Source organism: Chryseobacterium sp. StRB126 (assembly GCF_000829375.1).
Taxonomy (GTDB): Bacteria; Bacteroidota; Bacteroidia; order Flavobacteriales; family Weeksellaceae; genus Chryseobacterium.
Genome location: NZ_AP014624.1, coordinates 5,037,231 through 5,060,495, shown reverse-complemented (window position 1 = coordinate 5,060,495; position 23,265 = coordinate 5,037,231). Strand labels below are relative to the sequence as shown.

At 36.2% G+C, this 23,265-nt stretch carries 19 protein-coding genes, 8 tRNA genes and 1 other RNA gene; 22 read left to right on the top strand and 6 right to left on the bottom strand.

Features of this window, described 5'->3' with window-relative positions; genetic code table 11:
- Window positions 1–217 precede the first annotated feature (217 nt).
- From CHSO_RS22920 to CHSO_RS22910, 3 genes are all read left to right on the top strand, one after another.
- Window positions 218–2,230, top strand: a complete 2,013-nt coding sequence (locus CHSO_RS22920) for a BCCT family transporter (RefSeq protein WP_045501136.1) — start codon at window positions 218–220, stop codon at window positions 2,228–2,230.
- 125 nt (window positions 2,231–2,355) lie between these two features.
- A complete protein-coding gene (hutG, locus tag CHSO_RS22915; protein WP_045501135.1) occupies window positions 2,356–3,279 on the top strand; it encodes a formimidoylglutamase in 924 nt (307 codons plus the stop codon).
- Between the two features lie 137 nt (window positions 3,280–3,416).
- Complete coding sequence (locus tag CHSO_RS22910) at window positions 3,417–4,709, top strand: aldehyde dehydrogenase family protein (RefSeq protein WP_045501134.1); 1,293 nt, start codon at window positions 3,417–3,419, stop codon at window positions 4,707–4,709.
- Window positions 4,710–4,872: 163 nt separating this feature from the next.
- Here the strand turns inward: CHSO_RS22910 and pyk are convergent, their stop codons facing one another.
- The 5 genes from pyk to CHSO_RS22885 are packed head-to-tail and all read right to left on the bottom strand — an operon-like array spanning window position 4,873 to window position 9,054.
- A complete protein-coding gene (gene pyk, locus CHSO_RS22905) occupies window positions 4,873–6,318 on the bottom strand; it encodes a pyruvate kinase (protein ID WP_045501133.1) in 1,446 nt (481 codons plus the stop codon).
- Entirely contained in the window at window positions 6,311–6,784 is a 474-nt protein-coding gene (locus CHSO_RS22900) for an IPExxxVDY family protein (protein ID WP_045501132.1), read from the bottom strand. The genes pyk and CHSO_RS22900 overlap by 8 nt, the downstream gene beginning before the upstream one ends.
- Window positions 6,762–7,526 (bottom strand): ribonuclease III, encoded by a 765-nt coding sequence (gene rnc, locus CHSO_RS22895; RefSeq protein WP_045501131.1) that lies wholly within the window; start codon window positions 7,524–7,526, stop codon window positions 6,762–6,764. Before rnc ends, CHSO_RS22900 begins: the two co-directional genes overlap by 23 nt.
- Before the next feature lie 9 nt (window positions 7,527–7,535).
- Window positions 7,536–8,780 carry a beta-ketoacyl-ACP synthase II gene (fabF, locus tag CHSO_RS22890; protein ID WP_045501130.1) on the bottom strand — a complete coding sequence of 415 codons (1,245 nt, stop codon included), beginning with the start codon at window positions 8,778–8,780 and terminating at the stop codon, window positions 7,536–7,538.
- A 34-nt stretch (window positions 8,781–8,814) separates the two neighbouring features.
- Window positions 8,815–9,054 carry an acyl carrier protein gene (locus tag CHSO_RS22885; protein ID WP_002976354.1) on the bottom strand — a complete coding sequence of 80 codons (240 nt, stop codon included), beginning with the start codon at window positions 9,052–9,054 and terminating at the stop codon, window positions 8,815–8,817.
- 392 nt (window positions 9,055–9,446) lie between these two features.
- On the opposite strand from CHSO_RS22885, the gene catB reads away from it, so the two are divergent.
- Window positions 9,447–10,076 carry a type B chloramphenicol O-acetyltransferase gene (gene catB, locus CHSO_RS22880; protein ID WP_045501129.1) on the top strand — a complete coding sequence of 210 codons (630 nt, stop codon included), beginning with the start codon at window positions 9,447–9,449 and terminating at the stop codon, window positions 10,074–10,076.
- Window positions 10,077–10,230: 154 nt separating this feature from the next.
- Here catB and ssrA read toward each other — a convergent pair.
- Window positions 10,231–10,629, bottom strand: a transfer-messenger RNA (tmRNA) gene (gene ssrA, locus CHSO_RS25505).
- 269 nt (window positions 10,630–10,898) lie between these two features.
- Here ssrA and rpsU point away from each other — a divergent pair.
- From rpsU to secE, 18 genes are all read left to right on the top strand, one after another.
- Window positions 10,899–11,096 carry a 30S ribosomal protein S21 gene (rpsU, locus tag CHSO_RS22875; protein ID WP_045501128.1) on the top strand — a complete coding sequence of 66 codons (198 nt, stop codon included), beginning with the start codon at window positions 10,899–10,901 and terminating at the stop codon, window positions 11,094–11,096.
- Between the two features lie 78 nt (window positions 11,097–11,174).
- Window positions 11,175–12,062, top strand: a complete 888-nt coding sequence (locus tag CHSO_RS22870; RefSeq protein WP_045501127.1) for a tyrosine-type recombinase/integrase — start codon at window positions 11,175–11,177, stop codon at window positions 12,060–12,062.
- Window positions 12,059–12,349, top strand: coding sequence for an HPF/RaiA family ribosome-associated protein (locus tag CHSO_RS22865; RefSeq protein ID WP_045501126.1), 291 nt, complete (start codon window positions 12,059–12,061; stop codon window positions 12,347–12,349). The genes CHSO_RS22870 and CHSO_RS22865 overlap by 4 nt, the downstream gene beginning before the upstream one ends.
- Window positions 12,350–12,459: 110 nt before the next feature.
- Window positions 12,460–12,533, top strand: a tRNA-Thr gene (locus CHSO_RS22860).
- Window positions 12,534–12,553: 20 nt separating this feature from the next.
- A tRNA-Tyr gene (locus tag CHSO_RS22855) sits at window positions 12,554–12,634 on the top strand.
- 88 nt (window positions 12,635–12,722) lie between these two features.
- Window positions 12,723–12,795 (top strand) — tRNA-Gly (locus CHSO_RS22850).
- Window positions 12,796–12,884: 89 nt separating this feature from the next.
- Window positions 12,885–12,958 (top strand) — tRNA-Thr (locus CHSO_RS22845).
- Window positions 12,959–12,977: 19 nt separating this feature from the next.
- Window positions 12,978–13,058: transfer RNA gene (locus tag CHSO_RS22840), tRNA-Tyr, on the top strand.
- Between the two features lie 87 nt (window positions 13,059–13,145).
- Window positions 13,146–13,218, top strand: a tRNA-Gly gene (locus tag CHSO_RS22835).
- Window positions 13,219–13,259: 41 nt separating this feature from the next.
- A tRNA-Thr gene (locus tag CHSO_RS22830) sits at window positions 13,260–13,331 on the top strand.
- A gap of 342 nt (window positions 13,332–13,673) precedes the next feature.
- Window positions 13,674–14,354: a response regulator transcription factor gene (locus tag CHSO_RS22825; RefSeq protein ID WP_045501125.1), complete on the top strand. Its 681-nt coding sequence runs from the start codon at window positions 13,674–13,676 to the stop codon at window positions 14,352–14,354.
- On the top strand, window positions 14,355–15,719 hold the full coding sequence (locus CHSO_RS22820; protein ID WP_045501124.1) for an ATP-binding protein: 1,365 nt from the start codon (window positions 14,355–14,357) through the stop codon (window positions 15,717–15,719).
- A 224-nt stretch (window positions 15,720–15,943) separates the two neighbouring features.
- A complete protein-coding gene (locus CHSO_RS22815) occupies window positions 15,944–17,185 on the top strand; it encodes a TolC family protein (RefSeq protein WP_084221051.1) in 1,242 nt (413 codons plus the stop codon).
- A 3-nt stretch (window positions 17,186–17,188) separates the two neighbouring features.
- Window positions 17,189–18,274, top strand: coding sequence for an efflux RND transporter periplasmic adaptor subunit (locus tag CHSO_RS22810; protein WP_045501123.1), 1,086 nt, complete (start codon window positions 17,189–17,191; stop codon window positions 18,272–18,274).
- 62 nt (window positions 18,275–18,336) lie between these two features.
- Window positions 18,337–21,435 (top strand): efflux RND transporter permease subunit, encoded by a 3,099-nt coding sequence (locus tag CHSO_RS22805; protein WP_045501122.1) that lies wholly within the window; start codon window positions 18,337–18,339, stop codon window positions 21,433–21,435.
- A gap of 266 nt (window positions 21,436–21,701) precedes the next feature.
- Window positions 21,702–22,907, top strand: coding sequence for an elongation factor Tu (gene tuf, locus CHSO_RS22795; protein ID WP_045501120.1), 1,206 nt, complete (start codon window positions 21,702–21,704; stop codon window positions 22,905–22,907).
- 54 nt (window positions 22,908–22,961) lie between these two features.
- Window positions 22,962–23,032: transfer RNA gene (locus tag CHSO_RS22790), tRNA-Trp, on the top strand.
- Window positions 23,033–23,044: 12 nt separating this feature from the next.
- Window positions 23,045–23,251 carry a preprotein translocase subunit SecE gene (secE, locus tag CHSO_RS22785; RefSeq protein WP_045501119.1) on the top strand — a complete coding sequence of 69 codons (207 nt, stop codon included), beginning with the start codon at window positions 23,045–23,047 and terminating at the stop codon, window positions 23,249–23,251.
- Window positions 23,252–23,265: the final 14 nt, after the last annotated feature.

Here is a 23,265-nt window from a genome sequence, read left to right as displayed (position 1 = left end):
ATCATAAAGTCTCCCATATTTTTCATATTCTCTATAAGTTTTCTTATATTGCGAAGCAATTAGCGTTGATTTTTAGATCAATAACGCATTTTCTATAGTTCTTAAGTGCACCGGAGATTCCGGAAAACCTGGATATTTTCTTTTTTCTCAGTACTTTTTTTACAGCTATATCCCGTACCAGGAAGACTTGTCAATACTATAAACGAAAATATAAAACATGAATTTTCAAAATGTTAGATCTACTTTTAACAAAGGGGTCACTATTCCGAGTTTGATATTTATTATAGGCACCTGTTTTCTATCAGCAGTGTATCCAAAACCGACTGAAAACATCCTGAATGAAATTAAACAATTCATATTTATCAATTTAAATTGGGTCTATGTATGGTCTGTAACTTTATTTGTTATTTTTCTGGTATACTTGCTATTCAGTAAATATGCCAACATAAAGCTGGGAGCTAATGACAGTAAACCGGAATACTCCTTTTTCTCCTGGATTTCTATGCTCTTTGCAGCGGGAATGGGAATTGGATTGATCTATTTCAGTGTTGCAGAACCCATGCAGCATTATTCTTCAGAAGTTTTTGCAGATAATCATTATGTAAGCCGGGCTAAGCAGGCACAGCTTTATACCTTTTTCCACTGGGGAATTCATGCTTGGGCCATTTATGGAGTAGTAGGGCTGTCTTTATCTTATTTTGCTTACCGTTACAGGTTGCCGCTTTCATTAAGAAGCTGCTTTTATCCTTTATTAAAAAATAGAATAAATGGAAAGTGGGGAAATGCGATTGATGTTTTTGCCTTATGCTGTACTTTCTTCGGCATTACAACAACCTTAGGGTTTGGAGTGGTACAGATCAGTTCTGGTCTGAACATTCTTCATATTACCCCTGAGAATAGCTTTACCTATCAGATTATTATTGTCGTTACTCTTGTTTCTCTTTCTGTTATATCTGCCATTTCCGGAGTAGGGAAGGGGGTGAAAATATTGAGTAACATCAATGTTATTAGTGTGATTGCTCTTTTACTTTTTGTATTAATAATGGGCCCAACTGTATATCTGATTGGAAGTTTTACAGAAGGACTGGGAAATTATATCAATAACTTTTTCAACCTTACTTTCAATACCCATGTCTATGAGAAAAATGCATTGCCATGGTTTTATGACTGGACAATTCTGTATTGGGCATGGTGGATTTCATGGTCTCCTTATGTAGGATTGTTTATTGCGAGAATTTCAAAAGGAAGAACTATAAAAGAGTTTATTCTGGCTGTTCTAATACTTCCAACATTATTCAACTTTATCTGGATGTCCGTATTTGGAAACAGTGCCATTTGGTTTGATTTAAATATTGCCAACGGGCAGTTAAGCCAGTTTGCATCAGATCCGGACGCATTAATGTTCCGTTTCCTGGAGTATCTGCCCTTATCAGAATTTACAGGATTCTTCGTCATTCTCATCATCCTTATCTTTTTTGTAACATCAGCAGATTCAGGAATATTTGTAATGAACAGTATTGCGACTAAAAATGCCAGCAAATCTCCCAAATGGCAAATTGTATTCTGGGGAGTATTATTGGCGGTTCTTTCTCTTCTATTATTAAATGTTGGAGGGTTGAAAGCGCTTCAAAGTATGACCTTAATTACAGCCCTGCCATTTTCTATTGTGGTCATTTTATTCATTGTAAGCTTGATGAAAGGATTGGTAATTGACCAGAAATATTATGACAGAAACTTTTCAGTATCCACAGTGCCATGGTCCGGTGAATTCTGGAAAGAACGTTTAAAAAATATTGTTTCTTTTAAAGATAATGCTTCTGTAGACGGCTTTATTAAGGTCAAAGCAAAAGAAGCTTTCACCGATCTTCAGCAGGAATTTGCTGCTAACGGAATTGAAGCCAACATCAACCATCATGAAAATCCTGTCAGAATAGAAATAGAAATCCATCAGGGAGTTGTTAATAATTTTGTTTACGGAGTGGAAAATAAAATAAAAACAGTTTCTGAACATATGATGAATGAAGAAAACCTTCCGGATCTGGATAATAACAAAACACACTATCCAAGATCCTATTTTGGAGATGGAAGAGAGGGATATGATGTACAGTATTTTACAAAAAATGAATTGATTTCCGATGTCCTGAAACATTATGAACGATTTTTAGAAATTATTTCAGAAGAACGAAATGAAATGTTTATCAGCAGCAATGCCAATGAAAATAAAGACTAAAAACAAAGCTATTTATCTTACAGGAAATTCTTTGTATAATGTGTAAAAGGCGTTTTTTTTTCTAAACAATATTAGTTAGCTTTACTGGATAGAATGATGTGACTAAAATTGAATTTTAAAGGATTATGTTTCAAAATATTTGGCAGGGTAGATTAGATGGAGAAGAGCTTCTTTTCCACAGGCTATTTCAGAGAGTAAAAGAAGAACAGAATTATGACAATATTTTAACGAATGATTTCGTTTTGCATGGTTTTGCCGTGGATGAAGGAGTCAGGAGGAATAAAGGCCGTCAGGGTGCTAAGGATGCTCCCAACGTGATCCGGAAAAATATGTCTAATTTTCCTGTGATTCTTCCTGATTTCTCGATGTTGGATTTTGGAAACGTTACCTGTGAAGACGGTAATCTGGAGAACACTCAGAATAATCTTGCCAAGAATGTCTCAAAAGTCCTTTTAAAAGGTGGTAAATCCCTTGTTTTAGGTGGCGGACATGAAGTAACCTATGCTCATTATTTAGGCATTAAAACAGCCTTTCCGGAGCAAAAAATAGGAATTATCAATATAGATGCCCACTTTGATAACAGGCAGCCGGAAAAAGAAGTAGGGGCAAGTTCAGGAACAGGATTCTGGCAAATTGCTCAGGATGGGCCTATCAATTCCCTTCACATCGGAATCCAGAGAAATTCCAACACTTTAAAGCTGTTTGATACTGCCCATCAATATGGAATGAAATACATCCTTTCGGATGAATTATTCTTTGAAAACCTTCCATCTGTCTATCAGCGTATTGATGACCTGTTGGAGAATGTGGATTTTGCTTATCTTACCATTTGTATGGATGTTTTTAATGCATCTATCGCTCCGGGGGTTTCAGCTTCAGCATATAATGGTATCTTTGCAGACGCAACCTTTATGCATTTTTACAGACATATCTTAAAAAATAAAAAACTGGTTGCACTAGACGTGGCAGAAGTTAACCCGTCGTTCGATATTCAAGACAGAACGGCAAGGCTTGCAGCTTGTCTGGTGAATGAATGGCTAATGATTTAAGATAAAGCTATATTCTTCCGATAGAGAAAATCATTCTTTTATTGACCCTTAAGGAATAGAATTTGCTGACTTTATCGTGCTTTTACAATAAAAGCGCTCATAAATTCATTAGCTGAATTTAAAACAGAAATTATATTATGGAACAATTAATTGAAAGCAAGCTTATTAAAGCAGACGAAGTGTTTTCAGTGTGGCGAAAAATGCCGTTTGAAGAAAAGCAGAAGTTAATCGCAAAAGCAGCAGAAATATTAAAAAATAATTCAGAAAAATTTGGAAGGATCATTACTACTGAGATGAATAAGCCCATTTCGGAATCAATTGCTGAGGTGGAGAAGTGTGCTTTAATGATGAATTATTATGCTGATGCTGAAAATATCTTAAAACCTGAAAAAATAGAATCCGAATTTGCCTATTCCGAAATTCATTACGCTCCAAAAGGAGTAATCTTGGGAGTAATGCCTTGGAATTTTCCTTTCTGGCAAGTGTTGAGGTTTGCTGTTCCTGCAATATTGGCAGGAAATACAGTGGTTTTAAAACATGCTTCAATCTGTTTCGGAAGTGGAAATGCCATTGAAGAAGTTCTTTTGGAAGCAGGTTTTCCGGAAGGAGTGTTCCAGAATCTTGAAGTGGGACATAAAGCGGTAAAAGAAATCTTAGAGCATGATGCTGTAAAAGGAGTAAGCCTTACAGGAAGTGGAAAAGCAGGAGGAGAAGTAGCCTCTATCGCTGGATTAAATATCAAAAAATCTTTACTTGAGCTGGGAGGAAGTGATGCATTTATCATTTTTGAGGATGGAGATCTTGAAGCAGCAGCAAAAGCAGGAGCAAAATCAAGACTTCAAAATTGTGGACAGACCTGTACGGCAGCTAAAAGATTTATCCTTGATGAAAAGATAGAAGATCAATTTTTACCCCTCTTCATTGAAGAATATAAAAAATACGAAATTGGGGATCCCTTTAATAAAGAAACGAAATTGGCAGGAATGGCAAGACCAGACTTAGCTGATGAGTTGGAAGCTCAATTCAACAGAGCGTTAGAGAATGGAGCCGAAATCATTCTTCCTTTAGAAAGAGTTTCAGATAATGAATTCAAACCCGGTTTAATAAGAGTTAAAGAAGGTAATCCAATCCTAAAAGAAGAGCTTTTCGGTCCTCTTGGAATGGTAATGATCGCTAAAAGTGCTGAAGAAGCATTACAAATTGCTAATGATATTCCTTTTGGACTTTCAAACTCTGTATGGACTCAAGATAAAGACCGTCAGCTATTCTTTATTGAAAACCTTGAATCAGGAACGGTAAATATCAACAGAATGACCAGTTCTGACCCTCGTTTTCCATTTGGTGGCTCCAAGGCTTCCGGATATGGAACAGAGCTTTCTTTACACGCTTTAAAAGAGTTTGTGACCGCAAAGACGATCGTAGGTAACTAAAAACCATATAAATTTCATTCGAGAAATCTCAGAGGTTTTTCACTTTACATTATAAAAATAAAAACTCCTGAAAATTAATTTTTCAGGAGTTTTTTAATGTTTAGACAAAAAGTAATTTTGCTTATTGCTTATTGCTTATTGCTTATTGCTTATTGCTTATTGCTTATACTGTCGTTAATCTCAAAGTATTGGTTTTACCTCCTTCATAGGACGGTGTCGCATTGATATTGATAACGAAATCACCTGTTTCGATATAACCGTAGTTATGCGTTAACATATTTACCTGAATAATGGTCTCATCAGTAGACTTCTTCATATCGTAATAGTAAGCGTGAACACCCCAAAGAAGATTCAGCATAGTAATTACTCTTTTGTTTCCACTGTATACAATAATCTGAGAGTTTGGCCTGTGAGCTGCAAGCTGGAAGGCTGTATACCCCGAGTGAGTCAACGTTACAATCGCAGAAACATTTGTTGTTTTTGCAATTCTTACTGCTGCCAGACATACCCTGTTGGTAATAAATCTCTCATCAATACAGTTATAGTCTTTTTCAATAGGTTCGTTCTTGTGTTGGTAAAAGTGAGTGGTTTCAATGTTTTTCACAATTTTAGCCATGTTTTCTACCACCTGTACCGGATATCTACCTACAGAAGTTTCTCCTGAAAGCATTACCGCATCAGCACCGTCCAATACAGAGTTAGCCACGTCATTTACTTCTGCTCTGGTTGGCGTTAAACTGTTAATCATCGTTTCCATCATCTGAGTTGCGATAATTACCGGCTTAGAATAGAATCTTGCTTTCTCTACCAGATTTTTCTGAATAGCAGGAACTTCTTCCATTGGAACTTCAACTCCTAGGTCACCACGGGCAACCATTAGTCCGTCACACTCCAATAAGATTTCTTCAATATTTTTAACCCCTTCAGGTTTTTCAATCTTCGCGATAATCGGAGTTTTGAATTTACCGTTTGGATGTTTTGCAATTAATTCTTTCAGGTCAATGATGTCTTGTGCATGACGTACGAAAGAAAGAGCGATCCAGTCTACTTCCATGTCCATCATGAAATTAGCATCCTGAATATCTTTTTCCGTTAATGCAGGAAGAGATACCTGTGTATTAGGAAGGTTAACTCCTTTCTTAGAGCTTAAAGGTCCCCCTTGGATTGTTTTAGCTTTTACAGTATCGACTTCGTTGGTTTCAGTAACCTCCAATACCAGCTTACCATCATCGATAAGGATTCTTTCCCCAACTTTTACGTCTTGTGGAAACTGTTGGTAAGTCATGTATACCTTAGTAGAATCTCCCTCAATCTTTTCATTGGTGAAGGTAAGAATGTCACCAGGATTAAGGTAAGAACCTTCTTTTACAACACCTACTCTCAGTTTAGGCCCTTGAAGGTCACCTAAAATACCCACTGAATAGCCGTACTCGTTGTTTAGTTCTCTAATTATTTCAATATTCTTTCGAACTAAGTCGTAATCTGCATGGGAAAAATTTATTCTGAAAATATCAACACCTGCCTTCATCAGATCTAACATTACCTCCTTCGATGATGAAGCAGGCCCTAGTGTAGCAATAATTTTTGTCTTCTTTAAATACTTATTCATAATACTGGATAATTTGATAAAGTTCCTCTTCAGAACTCAATGTATAATCTTGAATTGGAAACACAAGATTTTCAGGGAGCAAAATTACGGAAAAATCAGGAAACTGTTCCGAACTATGCAGAATATATTCTACATCTACCTGATTATTTAATAAAAATTTAATGTTTTCTTCTTCTGTAAAGAGCTCGGTTTGAACTTTTTTTTGTTTACTTTCGGAAGATTTATTGGAAATAAAGGTGAAACAGGTCTTGGAAAACTTGTGATAGGCCTCAAACCTTGGAAAAAAATAATCATAATAATCTCCGTGAAAGACCATGTCTTTTTTTCTTGAGAAACTGAGATTATTAAGTTGGTTTATTTTGTAGAAAAACTCATGAGCGGGTATATCTTTGGCTAATCTTACCAATCCTATGGCAATATCTTCAAATTCTATATCATCAAGATCATAAAGTTTTTGAATTTCCAAGTATATTTTCTTTTTTATTTAAAATATAAAAAGCCCTCTGTGCTGCTTTTTCTTCAGCCTTTTTCTTGGAGGTTTCTGTAGCATTGGCAATCTTTTCATCTCCAAGCCATACATGACAACGGAACATGATGGCCTTATTGGCCTGTATTTCCTCGCAGGTTTCGTACTTTATATTTACCTTCTTCTTCTGGCTCCATTCGAGAAGGAGACCTTTATAGCTGACAATTTTATTCTCCAGTTTGTTAATCTCGGAAGGTGTCAAAAGTTTTTCCAGAATGATTTTTTTACAAGCATCATAATGGAAATCCAAATAAACCGCACCTATTAAGGCTTCAAATAAATTTCCGGAGATATTTTCACCTAGAGCTGAAGAATTATTCTGCTTTTGCAGAAGATCTGTAAGCTTAAGGTCTTCTCCTAATTTATTAAGATTTTTCCTATTAACAATCTTAGATTTCATTTGTGTCAGATATCCTTCATTAGCCTGAGGATAGGTCTGGAACAAATGACAAGAAATAATTGTACCCAAAACAGAATCTCCCAAAAATTCAAGCCTTTCGTAATTGCTGTCTTGATTTTTAGAAGAATTTTTCAAAGAAAAAGCCTCGCGGTAAAGAGCAATATTTTGTACCTCTGTACCCAAAACTCTGTGAAGCTCGGTACTGAGAAAATAATCTCTTTCCGTTAATTGTCTTTTTCTTTTTTTGAGAAGGAATTTAGAAAAGTATTTCTGTAACTCCATTCATTGAATTTAGATTTTCTTAAATAGAACGCAAGCGTTATGCCCACCAAATCCAAAAGTATTGCTCATGGCTACTTTTACATCTTTCTTCACAGCTGTATTAAACGTAAAGTTTAGTCTGCTGTCTATCTTTTCATCATCAGTAAAATGGTTGATGGTAGGAGGAACAATACCATGAATAATAGTTCCTAATGCAGCAATAGCTTCAATAACACCGGCAGCTCCTAAAAGGTGACCTGTCATTGATTTTGTAGAATTGATCTGAATGTCAAAAGCATGCTCGCCCAATAATTTCGAAATTGCGTTGGATTCTGCGATGTCTCCTAATGGAGTAGAAGTACCATGCATATTGATATGATCTATTTCATCAGCAGTTAAGCCTGCATCTTCCAAACAGTTTTTCATTACCAGATAAGCACCAAGGCCTTCAGGATGTGGAGCGGTCATATGATATGCATCTGCACTCATACCACCTCCTAATAATTCTGCATAAATTGTTGCACCACGTTTTACAGCGTGCTCGTATTCTTCAAGAACAATACATCCAGCACCTTCGCCCAATACAAATCCATCTCTGTCTTTGTCGAAAGGTCTCGAAGCTGTTGTAGGATCATCGTTCCTCGTAGAAAGTGCCATCATTGCATTAAATCCACCGACACCACTTGCTGTTACGGCTGCTTCAGAGCCTCCGCACACAATAACGTCTGCTTTTCCCAATTGGATAAGCATCTTGGAATCAATTAAAGCATTAGCTGAAGAGGCACATGCAGATACTGTTGTATAATTCGGTCCATGGAAACCATATTCAATTGAGATTTGACCAGGTGTCATATCTGCAATCATTTTAGGAATAAAGAAAGGATTGAATCTAGGAATGTCCGTATTGGCCCATCCTAAAACTTCCGTTTCAAATGTTTCCAGACCTCCGATTCCGGAGCCCCAAATTACACCCACTCTGTTTTTATCTACATTATTTTCAATAATACCAGAATGTTCTACAGCTTCTCTAGCAGCAACAAGTCCCAATTGAGTATTTCGGTCCATTTTTTTAGCTTCTTTCTTATCGAAATGCTGTAACGGATCGAAATTTTTTACCTCACAAGCGAACTTGGTTTTAAAGTTTGTGGCATCAAAAAGAGTAATCGGAGCGGCTCCGCTCTCACCTTTTACAAGATTTTCCCAGTATTCTTTTGCATTATTTCCGATTGGTGTTATTGCTCCAAAACCTGTTACAACTACTCTTTTTAATTCCATAAACTTTGTTTAATTTCTTTTTTGTTGAAGAATATTATTTATTTACTACTTCTTCGATGTAAGCGATAGCGTGCCCTACAGTAGTAATTTTTTCAGCTTGATCATCAGGGATTTGAATGTTGAATTCTTTTTCAAATTCCATGATTAACTCAACTGTATCTAGTGAATCTGCTCCTAAATCGTTAGTGAAGCTAGCTTCAGGAGTTACTTCTGTTTCTTCAACGTCAAGCTTATCAGCGATGATAGCTTTTACTCTTGATGCAATGTCTGACATAGTAAATTATTTTTTTTAATTGTTAGATGGTGCAAATATATAAAATTCTTGACGATAAAACATTTTTTTAGTCTTTTTTGTGGAGAGAAGGCTTTCATTTTACATCCAAAAAGTTTAGTGTTTTAGTTTTCAGCTATTTATATTTGATTGGATTATAGATGTTTAATTTTTATTTCTTGATGAATTAACTTATTTTTATTCAAAATGTTTAAAATGAGTCGGTTTTTGCCTCTATAAAGGCTAAGATTAAACAAAAATCTAAAGTTTTTTTACCTATATTTGTGTGTTATGAAATTAACACGTTAGCTTTTTTGAATAAACAGATCACCTTTTCTAAAGGATAGCTTATAGCTGTTCTCTTTATTTCTATTGTTATATTTAAAAGCTAAAAAATGAAAAATTTCTTTGAAAGTCCTTTTAAAGGCAAAATCATAAAAGACCATATTCAAAACCCTAATATTATTGCCGGTCAATATTCTTATTATTCTGGATATTATCATGGACATTCTTTTGACGACTGTGCGCGATATTTGCTTCCAGACAGAGATGATGTAGATAAATTGATTATCGGTTCTTACTGTTCTATTGGAAGTGGTGCCAGTTTTATCATGTGTGGAAATCAGGGGCATCGCTATGATTGGATTTCAAGTTTTCCCTTCTATTATATGTCAGAAGTTGAATGTTTCCAAAACAGCAAGGATGCGTTCAAACTGGCTGGTGATACTGTTATTGGGAATGATGTGTGGATTGGAACGGAGGCTATGATCATGGCTGGAATTACAATTGGTGACGGAGCGGTAATCGGAAGTCGTGCTTTAGTGACAAAAGATGTGGAACCTTATACAATTGTAGGAGGAAATCCCGCAAAACCAATCAAAAAAAGATTTAGTGAGCATCATATTGTATTGCTGCTTGAAATGAAATGGTGGGAGTGGGATGAAAGCATTCTTGAAAAAGCAATTCCCATTATTTGCTCTGCAGATATTGATGCACTCTACGAATTTTATAAAAAGATGAAATAGTTGAAAGGCTTTGAAATGAAGCCTTTTGTATTCCTGATATCATTGAATATTCCTAATTATATAGCAATCTGAAAATAGTCTTGTATATTAATTTAACAAGCTACATGATCAGATTGAAAATTAAAAAAACCACTGAATACTTCAGTGGTTTTTTTAGTGGAGTTGGAGGGATTCGAACCCTCGTCCAAACAAGCAATACATAAGCTTTCTACATGCTTATTCTACCATTGGTTTTCGACGGGAAGCAGAGGATAGACACCCAACTTCCAGCTTATCTTCTAAAGTTTTCGAGTTTCAGCCGAAGCATCTGAAACCTTATTCCCGCATTCCTATATCCCAGGATCAAACGCCGCAGAACAGAGCATTTGTGGAATATCTTGCTTCCTTACTATCTTCAGGAAAACGCTTGATCTACTATACTTCGATATTAAGCTGCAAGAGCGAACTCTTCGTTGCCAGTTAAAATTTTGTAGCAAGGGATTATAGAGATCGCGCCACGGTTCTCTGCATGCTTACTTACCCATTGGTCTTGCTGTCGAAACCAGTCAACCCCATAGATAAAGTGAATGCAAAGATAAAGCTTTTTGTTCATATTTCATTACTATGGATAATTTTAATGAAAATAAGGTGTGAAATAGATGTGTTGAAGGTATTAGAGTTTGAATATTTTAGTATTGTGGATAAAAATATTATCATGTGATAATAGCCATTAATACTTAGTTTTTTTAAATAAATGAGATTGATTGATGATTGTTTGTAGCAATATATTTTGTGATGTAAAAAAAAATGTCTAGTTTTGCAATCCAAAATGAGATGTAAAATATGTTAATAATTCCAGTAAAAGATGGGGAATCCATCGACAGAGCTTTAAAAAAATACAAGAGAAAATTTGATAAAACAGGTACTGTTCGTCAATTAAGATCTAGACAAGCTTTTATCAAGCCTTCTGTAACTTTGAGACAATCTAAGTTGAAAGCTGCTTACAAACAAAGAGCACTTAGCAAGGAAGAGCAGGCTTAAGATTTTTTCTTAACCATATTTAATTCACTTCTTAAATTCTTATATTTGAGGAGTGAATTTTTATTTTTATACCCTATGATGCTGGAAAAGTTTTTAGAATATTTACAATTCGAAAAAAGATATTCTCCCCATACGATTACAAGCTACAAAAAAGACCTTGAAGACTTTTCCCATTTCTTTCTCCGAACAGAATCTTCCAAAGATATTTCCAAAGCCGATAAAAAGATCATCAGAAACTTTATCGTTGATTTAAGTGAGAATAGTATATCCAAAAGAAGTATTAATAGAAAACTCTCATCACTTAGAAGTTTTTATCTTTTCCTCTTAAAGATAGGTGAAATTAAGGTTTCTCCTACTGAGGGGGTTTCTTCCCTGAAATTTTATGCAGAAAAGCAAATTCCTATGTCTGAAGAGGAAATGGCTGATCTTAATGACCGGATCTTCGAGCAGCAGCATGATGTCCTGGAAAAATGTATTATGGAAGTGCTTTATCAAACCGGGATGAGAAAAGCTGAGCTTTGTGGCCTGATATTTGAGAATGTTGATATAATAGGAAATGAATTGAAAGTAATAGGAAAGGGGAATAAAGAAAGAGTAATTCCTATTTCTGAAGACCTGTCTGAGCTTCTCAAAAGCTATTTGGATATAAGAAATCCACAGGCTGAATATCAATCCTATTTTTTTGTCAATAAGAAAGGGAAAAAACTCAATGAAAAATTTGTTTATGTTGTAGTTAATAAGTACCTTAGTTTTATAACAACAAAAGAAAAAAAAAGTCCTCATATCCTTCGTCATAGCTTTGCTACTCACGTGTTGGATAATGGGGCGGAGATCTCCAAAGTAAAAAAAATATTAGGGCATTCCAGTCTTGCCAGTACTCAAGTCTATACGAATGCTAATATTGAACAATTGAAAAAAGTGTTTAATCAAGCTCATCCTCGAGCATCAAAAAAAGAAGAATTATGAAGATCACAGTTCAATCAATTGGTTTAACTCCACACGAACCACTAGAGTCACACATCGAGAAAAAAGTAAGCAAGCTAGATACATTCTATGATAAAATTCATGAGTGTAAAGTATTTCTAAAAGTAGAAAATAATGCCGATAAAGCGAATAAAACAGCTGAGATTATTTTAGCGGTTCCGGGTGACGATATCGTAGTAAAGAAGACTTCTGTAAGTTTTGAAGAAAGTTTGGACCTTTGTGTTGATACAGCTAAAAAGCTATTAATCAAGAAAAAAGAAATGGCGTAGAAAAAAAAGTTAAAAAAAGTTTATAAAATATTTGAGAATTCAAAAAATCCGTTCTATATTTGCACTCGCAAAAAAGGAACAGCGATCTTTTGAATTCTTTTTTATTAAATGCCTCCATAGCTCAGTTGGCCAGAGCACGTGATTTGTAATCTCGGGGTCGTGGGTTCGAATCCCTCTGGAGGCTCAATTTAATATAAAATATCTGGGGAGATTCCAGAGTGGCTAAATGGGACTGACTGTAACTCAGTTGCTTCGGCTTCGTAGGTTCGAATCCTGCTCTCCCCACTATATTTTTTTTGAAAAAAAGTTTGCAAGATTAAAAAATAATTCTTAGTTTTGCACAGCGTTTACCAATGGTTTTGGAAACAAAATTGCGGAAGTAGCTCAGTTGGTAGAGCGTCAGCCTTCCAAGCTGAATGTCGCGGGTTCGACCCCCGTCTTCCGCTCAATAAAAATCAATGCTAAAGTTGATTTTTTTAACACTGAAATTTGTAGAGTAGAGTTTCTCAATCACTTTCAGTCTAATAGTTAAATTGCCTCCATAGCTCAGTTGGCCAGAGCACGTGATTTGTAATCTCGGGGTCGTGGGTTCGAATCCCTCTGGAGGCTCATTTAATATAAAATATCTGGGGAGATTCCAGAGTGGCTAAATGGGACTGACTGTAACTCAGTTGCTTCGGCTTCGTAGGTTCGAATCCTGCTCTCCCCACTATATTTTATATTAAAAAAGTTTGCAGAATTAGAAATTAATTCTTAGTTTTGCAAAGCGTTTACCAATAATTTTGGAAACAAAATTGCGGAAGTAGCTCAGTTGGTAGAGCGTCAGCCTTCCAAGCTGAATGTCGCGGGTTCGACCCCCGTCTTCCGCTCAATAAAAATCACGCTATTCAGTGTGATTTTTTTAATTAATGCCGACTTAGCTCAGCGGTAGAGTGCTTCCTTGGTAAGGAAGAGGTCACGGGTTCAAGTCCCGTAGTTGGCTCTCGAATCTCCCGAATTTCTTCGGGAATTTTTTTTGTCCTAAAAATTCGAAATACTACTCATTCATAAAAATATTAGCTTTCTAAAAAAGGAATTTATTAAATCAATATTATCTCAAACAATCTTAAAATAAATAATCCGATTTTAGAATTATAGAGAGCTAGAAAAGAAAAATAGTTATACGGTTGTTTAAAAATAGTGGAGAAAATCCAGTTAAGATGGAAAATTAAACCCTGGATTTCCATAGGTAGAAAACCCTAGAGTATCCTATTCTCTTTTAGTTTTATCACCGATCGGTAATCATCATAAAAATTTTCGCTAAATTCGTGTAAAATAATTTTTGATGAATATTCTTTTATTAGAAGACGATCTTATTCTTTCTGCAGAACTTTGCCGATTTTTAGAATCCAATAATTTCACCTGTGATAAAATCTATGATGGAGAGACTTTTCTTCGTCAGATTAAAAATAATTCCTACGATCTATATCTGTTGGATATCAACGTTCCAAAAATAAATGGGCTGGATGTCTGTCAGACGATCCGTTCTTTTGATAAAAGTACTCCTATTATTATCATCTCCGCTTATGGAGATATTTCAGATAAGAAAGATGCCTTTACGCGATTGGCTGATGATTATCTGGTAAAACCTTTCCAATTTGAAGAACTCCTTTTAAGGATCAATTCCCTGCTGAGAAGAAAAATACCTTCAGATACTTCCGACCAGGATATTATCAGAGTAGATGATCTGATCATCAACAAAACGGAACAGAAGGTGTATCGTGGTGGAAATGAAATAACGCTTACCTTAAAAGAGTTCCAGTTATTGGTTTATCTTGCAGAAGCGCAGGGTAGAACTGTTTCCAAACAACAGATTACTGAACATGTGTGGGAGCATAACTTTAATACCAATACCAATACGGTAGAAGTGTACATCAATTTCTTAAGAAAAAAAATAGATAAAGATTTTAAAATAAAATTAATCCATACCCGTTCAGGTTTCGGATATTACTTAAGTCCATTATAAATGTCTTTAAAAAGAAAGATAGCTCTAACAATCAGTATCGCCTTTTCATTGCTTTTTGGAATGGTGATGGCGGTCATTTATTTATCTTTCAATGATTTCAGAAGGGATGAATTTAAAGAAAGATTCAGACAGAGACTGGAATTTACGACCCACTTTATTTCAAAGTCTAAAGATTTTGAAGAAGAAGCACCCATTTTTTTCAATGAAAACTCAGATAATATTCTTTTGAATGAAAAGATTTTAATCTTCAATGAACAGAAAGAACTTATCTACAGTACTATTAAAGACCGAAATGTAACCTGGGACAGTGCAATGCTTAAGGAGCTGGATAAAAAGAAGATTATTTATACCGAAAAAACAGTTCCGGAGATTTATGCTGCACTGAGAAACATTAATGGTGAGAATTATTATATCCTTACCAGTGCCTTTGATACGAACGGAAAATCAAAGTTGGGTTTCCTGAAATATCTTTTAATTACTGCTTATGCTATGAGTACTCTTCTTATAGGTTTTTTCAGTTATTACTTTGTAGAAAAGTTTCTTCGCCCTTTAGAAGATCTGAACAAGGAGATTTCAGAAGTAACGGCCCATAAATTAACCACTCAGATTCCCGTGCAGGAATCTAATGATGAAGTAAATGTTCTTGCAAAATCTTTTAATACGATGATTGTTCGGCTTAATGATGTATTTCAGTCGCAAAAAGATTTTACGGCGAGCGCTTCCCACGAAATCAGAACACCTATCACCAGAATGGCCTTTCAATTGGAAAACCTGATTAAATTTGAAGAACATTCACCCAAAACTCTATCCTCATTACAGCAAATTCAGCGGGACGTTTACCAATTATCAGACTTAACGAATTCATTGCTTTTACTTACCAAGTTTGATAAGGAAAATATTCAAAGTATTTATGAAGATGTGAGAATAGATGAAGTAATTTTTGAAGCCTTTGAAGGAGTGGAAAAAAGTTATCCTGCCCTTAAACTGGATTTTCTCATTGCTGAGGAAACTTCTGAAAATGCTTTTCTTACCATTAGCGGTATCCAGTCATTATTAGTGATTGTCTTTATTAATTTATTTAAAAATGCAGCTGTATATTCTGATAATACAGAAGTAAAAGTATTGATAACTGAAACGAGCACTAATCTTAGTGTTGATGTGATTTCCCACGGTGCTACCATTTCAGAAGAAGAACAGGCTAAGTTATTTGAAGCTTTTACACGAGGAAATAACGCCCAGAATATTTCAGGTTCCGGTTTAGGACTAAGAATTGTTAAAAGAATTTTGGAATATCATGATGCCGAAATCAGGTATTCTTCTCCTGGCGAGTACATGAATAAATTTACTGTACTTTTTAAAAAATAAATTTTCAGAATTATTTATTATTCAAAAGCTGTTACAATTTTTGTTAAACTTTGGATTAAATTTTTTAGAAAAAAAATCCAACCATTGGAGAGAAATTTTAGTTCTTAAACTTCTTTAATCCCATTCAAAATAACCTGTTTAAGGCGATTTTAATATTTTTTTAAGCCTCATTTAAGTTTCTTTTAATCACATCCGAGCAATTTTGTAATTTAAAAAGAAAAATAATGAACAGAATTGCAGTGCTGTGCCTGGCCGTTTCCTCATTCATGGCGGCACAACAGCAAATGTCTCTTTTGGATTGTGAAGAAGCTTTCCAGAAGAACAATCTCCAGCTGCTCGCCGAACAATACAACATCAATATGGCTGATGCTGATATTTTGCAGGCCAAAATATGGGAATTGCCACAGTTGAGTGGACAATTCAATGCTTACAACCCTCAGGATAAAAAGTTTTTTGATGTAGGACATTCAAAAGGAGCTGGTATTACCCAGTTAATTTATATGGGGGGTAAGAAGAAAAATGAAATTGCTTTTGCAAAATCTAACAAAGAACTGGCACAGCTTCAGTTTTCCCAACTTCTTGTTGATCTGAGAGCTCAGCTTCGTACCACTTACTATAATCTTTACTACGAAAAATTAAAACTTGAAAATACAGATAAACAATTAGGGTATATGAATGACCTGTTAAGCGCTTATCGGGTACAGTCAGCCAAAGGAAATGTTTCCCTTAAAGATGCTGTAAGGCTTCAGAGTCTCGTTATTCAACTGAATCATGACAAACTTGAAATTAATAAAAACATTCTCGGTTTTGAACAGAGTTTAAAAGTTCTTACTGGAATTTCAGAAGATATAGAACCTTTGATGCCCGAATCTGAAGCCAAAGAAGCACTGGCCACCCAGCCTTTTGGAGATGAGGAAGAACTCAAAAATAAAGCATTGGAAAATAATGCAGATTATCGGTATAACTTAAAATTAATTGATAATAGTAAGCTTTACGCCCAATGGCAGAAATCATTAAATGTGCCGGATCTTAATGTAGGAGCTGCGTGGGATCAGGCAGGAGGAACTTTTAATAACGAAGCCAATTTAACATTGGGAATTCCTTTGCCATTATGGAGAGTGAATCAGGGAAATGTAGAAAAAGCAAACTATGCCATCCAGCAGAATCAAAAAAATGCAGACTTTCAGAAACTGACCCTTGAAACCAAGGTACAGGCAGCTTATAAGACATGGAAAGCGCAATATGATCAGCTTGCGGATATCAAAACAACAGATCTTCAGAATATGGACATTGTGTATAATGGGATGGTGACCAACTTTAGAAAAGGAAACATCAACCTTATTGAATTCACAGATTTTATGGACAGTTACCGGGCAACGGCACTTCAGATCTACGATATGAAGAATGAGATCATGCAGGCAGCAGAACAACTTAATCAATTAGTACAAACGAAAATCTTCTATTAAACAATGAAAACTTATATTATCCCCGTATTAATGATTTTATCATTGATGGCCTGCTCAAAAAAAGAGGAAGAGAAAACCAATCAGGCGAAAAAAGGTTTTGAACTTAGTAATACGATGCTGAACTCTATTTCCCTGGCAAAGGTTGAAAAAAAGAATGTAGAAGATGAATATAACTTTTATGGGAAGATCTCTGCCGATAAGAACAGTTATATAGACGTTTATCCACTGGTAGGAGGAAATGTGATGAGTGTAAATGTAGAGCTTGGAGATTACGTGAGAAAAGGACAGGTGCTGGCTACCATCAGAAGTACGGAACTTGCCGAAATTCAAAAAGATGTGAGTGATGCTAAAACGGATCTTGTAGTGGCCAAAAATAATCTTAGAGTTGCCAAAGAACTCTATGAAGGAAAATTAAATACGGAAAGAGACGTTCTGGAAGCTAAAAGCCAACTGCAGAAAGCAGAAGATCAGTTGCAGAGAGCAGCAGCAGTAAGCACGGTTTATAATGTGAAATCAGGAAATATATACAGTGTAGTAGCTCCTATTAACGGATATATTGTTCAGAAAAGTATCAATAAGGATATGCAGTTGAGAAGTGACCGAAGCGATAATATTTTCGACGTAGCGAATACTACCAATGTATGGGCCATCATGAATGTTAATGAATCGGATATTGAAAAGATCAGCCTTGGAATGAAAGCACAAGTATCTACACTTTCTTATCCGGACAAAGTTTTTGATGGGAAAATTGATAAAATATTTAAAATCATCGATCCACAAACCAATGCGATGCAGGCCAGAGTAGTCTTGGATAATGCGAATGGATTATTGATTCCGGATAGTAAGGCCACTATAAAAGTTTCCAGCCTGGAAAGCAATACAATGCTAACTGTTCCTTCTAAAGCAGTAATTTTTGACGATAACAAAAGTTTTGTAGTTGTTTTTAAATCCAGAACTGATGTGAAAATAAGAGAAGTCAAAGTACAGAAACAGGTAGGGGATGTTACTTATATCGCAGATGGTCTTAAAGAAGGAGAGGAAGTAATTACCAATAATCAGCTTTTGATATACCGTTCTCTGAACAGTTGAAAATTGTAGTGATTTAAAATAAATTCTTTCAACGGCTTTTTTAGGTCATCAATGTATCTATCATGAATAAATTCATAAAAAATATAATCGCATTTTCATTAAAGAATAAAGCATTTACCTTTATCTGGGTGGCTATTTTAGCGGTTGCCGGATTTATAAGTTTCAAAAACATGCCTATTGAAGCTTTTCCGGATGTTACCAATACCCAGATTGTAATCATTACCCAATGGAATGGGCGTAGTGCAGAAGAAGTAGAACGTTTTGTTACTACACCCATAGAATTGGCAATGAGCCCGGTTCAAAAGAAAACCAGCGTGAGAAGCACCACGATGTTTGGACTTTCCATTGTTAAAATTCTGTTTGATGATGGGGTGGATGATACTTTTGCCAGAAATCAGGTTAATAACCAATTAAGAACCATTAGCCTTCCTGACGAGGTAGACCCTGAAGTGCAGCCACCCTACGGGCCAACCGGAGAAATTTTCAGATATACGCTGGAAAGCAAAACAAAGGATTCCCGTAAACTGCTTACCCTACAAAACTGGGTGATAGACCGTGCCCTAAGAGGTGTACCCGGAGTAGCGGACATCAACGTTTTCGGTGGACAGGACAAGGTATTTGAATTAAGTATTGATCCCAGAGCACTGGATAAATATAACCTCACACCGCTTCAGGTATATGATGCCGTCACCAAAAGTAACCTGAATGTTGGAGGAGATGTAATTGAGAAAAACGGACAGGCTTATGTGGTAAGAGGAATAGGGCTGGTGAAATCTATTACAGATATCGGAAATATTACCATTCAGAATGACAGTGGAAACCCTGTTTTGGTAAAAAATGTAGCAGAAGTTCACGAAAGCTCCATGCCTAGAGTAGGGCAGGCAGCTCTGAATCATCACGATGATACCGTAGAAGGAATTGTGGTGATGAGAAAAGGAGAGAATCCAAGAGAAGTTCTGGTAGGGGTAAAAGCTAAAATTAAAGAACTGAACGAAAAGATTCTTCCGAAAGATGTAAAAATGGTGACTTTCTACGACAGGGATAACCTGATGGATTTCACTACCCACACAGTAATGCACAACTTAATTGAAGGAATTGTTTTGGTAACTGTGATCGTTCTGATCTTTATGGCGGATTGGAGAACTACATTAATCGTTTCTATCATCATTCCTTTATCCCTATTGTTTGCCTTTTTATGTTTAAAACTGGCAGGAATGAGTGCGAATTTACTTTCTCTGGGAGCTGTAGACTTTGGAATTATCATTGATGGAGCCGTCGTCATGGTGGAAGGACTCTTTGTAATGCTCGATCATAAGGCTCATCGATATGGAAAGGAAAAATTCAATAAACTGGCAAAAGGAGGCTGGATTAAGCAAACCGGAACTGGTTTAGGAAAAGCAATATTCTTCTCCAAGCTTATCATCATTACCTCGTTGATCCCGATCTTCTCATTCCAGAAAGTGGAAGGAAAAATGTTCTCACCTTTAGCTTTTACTTTAGGATTTGCACTGATAGGAGCATTGATATTTACGTTAACGCTTGTTCCGGTGCTTTCTCACATCCTTTTAAATAAAAATGTAAGGGAAAAAAATAACCCGTTTGTTAATTTCTGGGACAGAATTGTGTTAAAAGGCTTCAACGTAACCTTTAAACATAAAAAGACGAGCATGATTGTAGCCATCTCATTCCTTGCAGTGACACTGTTTTCCGGGAAATTCCTTGGAACCGAATTCTTACCACAGCTTAATGAAGGTTCTCTTTGGATTACTGCAGAAATGCCGATGAGCTCATCATTAAAAGAATCCCTGAAAACTGCGGATCTTCTGAAAAAAGATATCATGAGTTTCTCTGAAGTAACAGATGTTCTTGCACAAACGGGAAGAAGTAATGACGGTACAGACCCGAACGGATTCGGATTTGTGCAGTTTGCCGTAAACCTTAAACCAAGAGAAGAATGGAACCGAAAGATCACCTACGATGAACTGATTAATGAAATTGATCAAAAGCTGAGAAGCTATCAAGGGATTACATTTAATTATTCTCAACCGATCTCAGATAATGTGGCAGAGGCCGTGGCCGGTTTTAAAGCAGAAAACGGAATTAAGATCTATGGAGATAATTTAGAAACCCTGGATAAATTAGCGCATGAGGTTTTATCAAAAATTAAAGATGTTGAAGGTGTAAAAGATCCCGGGATCATTAAAAATATCGGTCAGCCGGAAGTGAGTGTGGTATTAGACAGAGATAAAATGGCTGCTTACGGAGTGATGCCGGCAGATGCACAGGCTGTGCTGGAAATGGCTTTTGGAGGTAAAACTGCTTCTGAGATGTTTGATGGAGAAAGAAAATTCCCAATCCGTCTCCGTTATTCCCAGGAATACAGAACCAATGAAAATGATATTGCCGCTTTAATGGTGCCTACTCAGGATGGCGCAAAAATTCCTTTAAAAGAGATCAGTACTATTGTTAAAGATAATGGAGCTGCCTTTATTTACAGGGATAATATCAAAAGATATATCGGAGTAAAATTCTCAATCCGTGACCGTGATTTGGGAAGTACCATTGCTGATGCTCAGAAGAAAGTAGCAACTATTGATTTTCCGGATGGATATTCTGTAGGTTGGACAGGACAGTTTGAAAACCAGCAGCGCGCTTCACACAGATTGGCACAAGTGGTTCCGGTAAGTATTCTGATGATCTTTTTCCTTCTGTTCATCCTATTTGGAAATATGAAAGATTCCCTTCTGGTATTAGCGAATGTTCCATTTGCTCTGATTGGGGGTATTATTGCTTTACATGTTACCGGAATGAATTTCGGAATTTCTGCCGGAGTAGGGATGATTGCCCTTCTTGGAATATGTATACAGAACGGAGTAATTTTGATTACAGAATTCCATCAGAATGTTAAAAACGGGATGGATATAGATAATGCTATCTTAACCGGAGTGAAAGCCAGAACCAGGCCGGTAATTATGACCGCTCTTATGGCCTCTATAGGATTGATGCCTGCAGCCTTATCTACAGGGATCGGGTCTGAATCTCAAAAGCCTTTAGCTATTGTAATTATAGGTGGATTGATAACTGCCACCGTACTTACGCTGCTTATTTTTCCGATCATTTTCTGGATTTTTAACAGGCCTAAAAGGCTAAGTCAAGTCTGATTATCTTTCATTTTATATATTAATTGAGCCTGAAATATTCTGTATTTCAGGCTTTTCTGTAAAACGGGCTGTAAAAGGTTTCAGAAAGATTTTTTCAATCCGGAAAAATGTGTAAATTTGCAGTCTCAATGCATCGAAATATAAGGTTTGTCCTTCATTGGATGAGAATATTGAAAGTTTTTTGAATAAAAAGTTTTTGGTATTTAAAAATTCATTATATTTGCACACCGAAAATTTGAAAAACAATAAATAAATAATTTTAAATCATGGCAAAGGAAACGTTTAATCGTAACAAACCACACTTGAACATTGGTACTATTGGTCACGTTGACCATGGTAAAACTACTCTTACAGCTGCTATTTCTGCTGTATTAGCTAGCAAAGGTCTTGCTGAGAAAAAAGACTTCTCTTCAATTGACTCTGCTCCAGAAGAAAAAGAAAGAGGGATCACTATCAATACTGCTCACATCGAGTACGAAACTGTAAAAAGACACTATGCTCACGTTGACTGTCCAGGTCACGCCGACTATGTTAAGAACATGGTAACTGGTGCTGCTCAGATGGATGGAGCTATCGTAGTATGTGCTGCAACTGATGGTCCAATGCCTCAAACTAGAGAACATATCCTACTTTGCCGTCAGGTAAACGTACCTAAGATCGTTGTTTTCATGAACAAAGTTGACATGGTGGATGATCCAGAATTGTTAGAACTTGTTGAAATGGAACTTAGAGATCTATTAGCGACTTATGACTTTGATGGAGATAACTCTCCAGTAATCCAAGGTTCAGCTCTTGGAGCACTTACTGCAGCTACTAACGGTGACTCAGAAGATAAGTGGTTCAAAACTGTTGAAGCATTAATGGATGCAGTTGATGAGTGGATTGACGAGCCAGTAAGAGATACTGATAAGCCATTCTTGATGCCAATCGAAGACGTATTCTCTATTACAGGTAGAGGTACTGTAGCAACTGGTAGAATCGAGGCTGGAGTTATCAACACTGGAGATCCAGTTGATATCGTTGGTATGGGTGAAGAAAAATTAACTTCTACTATTACAGGAGTTGAGATGTTCAGAAAAATCCTAGACAGAGGTGAAGCTGGTGATAACGTAGGTCTATTGTTGAGAGGTATTGAAAAAACTGACATCAAGAGAGGTATGGTTATCGCTAAGAAAGATTCTGTGAAGCCACACAAAAAATTCAAAGCATCTGTTTATATCCTTTCTAAAGAAGAAGGTGGACGTCACACTCCATTCCACAACAAGTACCGTCCTCAGTTCTACGTAAGAACTACTGACGTTACAGGTGAGATCTTCTTACCAGAAGGTGTTGAAATGGTAATGCCTGGTGATAACTTAGAGATCACTGTAGAATTGTTACAACCAATCGCTCTTAACGAGGGTCTTAGATTCGCGATCAGAGAAGGTGGTAGAACAGTTGGTTCAGGTCAGGTTACTGAAATCTTAGACTAATCATCTTAAAATAAATTAAGCTTCCGAAAGGAAACTCTCGGAAGCTTTTTAACTACGGGCATCGTCCAATGGTAGGATACCGGTCTCCAAAACCGTTGATCAGGGTTCGAATCCTTGTGCCCGTGCAAATATAAATTATGAGTTCATTTGTCGATTTTTTAAAAGGTTCTTATAACGAATTCAGACATAAAGTTGAATGGCCAAAATGGGCTGACCTTCAGTCTTCTACAATTGTGGTGACTATTGCGACAGTGATTCTGGCATTATTTACATTTGGCGTTGATGAATTGTTTTCTAAATCAATCAGCAACATCATTGGAATGCTAATCAACTTGTTCAATTAATTATAAAAGTATTT

Coding starts and splice junctions, on each gene's coding strand:
- secE (WP_045501119.1), top strand. CDS start 23,045: ATGAGTTCATTTGTCGATTTTTTAAAAGGTTCTTATAACGAATTCAGA.
- hutG (WP_045501135.1), top strand. CDS start 2,356: ATGTTTCAAAATATTTGGCAGGGTAGATTAGATGGAGAAGAGCTTCTT.
- CHSO_RS22820 (WP_045501124.1), top strand. CDS start 14,355: ATGTCTTTAAAAAGAAAGATAGCTCTAACAATCAGTATCGCCTTTTCA.
- CHSO_RS22825 (WP_045501125.1), top strand. CDS start 13,674: ATGAATATTCTTTTATTAGAAGACGATCTTATTCTTTCTGCAGAACTT.
- catB (WP_045501129.1), top strand. CDS start 9,447: ATGAAAAATTTCTTTGAAAGTCCTTTTAAAGGCAAAATCATAAAAGAC.
- CHSO_RS22920 (WP_045501136.1), top strand. CDS start 218: ATGAATTTTCAAAATGTTAGATCTACTTTTAACAAAGGGGTCACTATT.
- rnc (WP_045501131.1), bottom strand. CDS start 7,526: ATGGAGTTACAGAAATACTTTTCTAAATTCCTTCTCAAAAAAAGAAAA.
- CHSO_RS22805 (WP_045501122.1), top strand. CDS start 18,337: ATGAATAAATTCATAAAAAATATAATCGCATTTTCATTAAAGAATAAA.
- CHSO_RS22870 (WP_045501127.1), top strand. CDS start 11,175: ATGCTGGAAAAGTTTTTAGAATATTTACAATTCGAAAAAAGATATTCT.
- tuf (WP_045501120.1), top strand. CDS start 21,702: ATGGCAAAGGAAACGTTTAATCGTAACAAACCACACTTGAACATTGGT.
- rpsU (WP_045501128.1), top strand. CDS start 10,899: ATGTTAATAATTCCAGTAAAAGATGGGGAATCCATCGACAGAGCTTTA.
- CHSO_RS22885 (WP_002976354.1), bottom strand. CDS start 9,054: ATGTCAGACATTGCATCAAGAGTAAAAGCTATCATCGCTGATAAGCTT.
- fabF (WP_045501130.1), bottom strand. CDS start 8,780: ATGGAATTAAAAAGAGTAGTTGTAACAGGTTTTGGAGCAATAACACCA.
- CHSO_RS22865 (WP_045501126.1), top strand. CDS start 12,059: ATGAAGATCACAGTTCAATCAATTGGTTTAACTCCACACGAACCACTA.
- CHSO_RS22815 (WP_084221051.1), top strand. CDS start 15,944: ATGAACAGAATTGCAGTGCTGTGCCTGGCCGTTTCCTCATTCATGGCG.
- CHSO_RS22810 (WP_045501123.1), top strand. CDS start 17,189: ATGAAAACTTATATTATCCCCGTATTAATGATTTTATCATTGATGGCC.
- CHSO_RS22910 (WP_045501134.1), top strand. CDS start 3,417: ATGGAACAATTAATTGAAAGCAAGCTTATTAAAGCAGACGAAGTGTTT.
- pyk (WP_045501133.1), bottom strand. CDS start 6,318: ATGAATAAGTATTTAAAGAAGACAAAAATTATTGCTACACTAGGGCCT.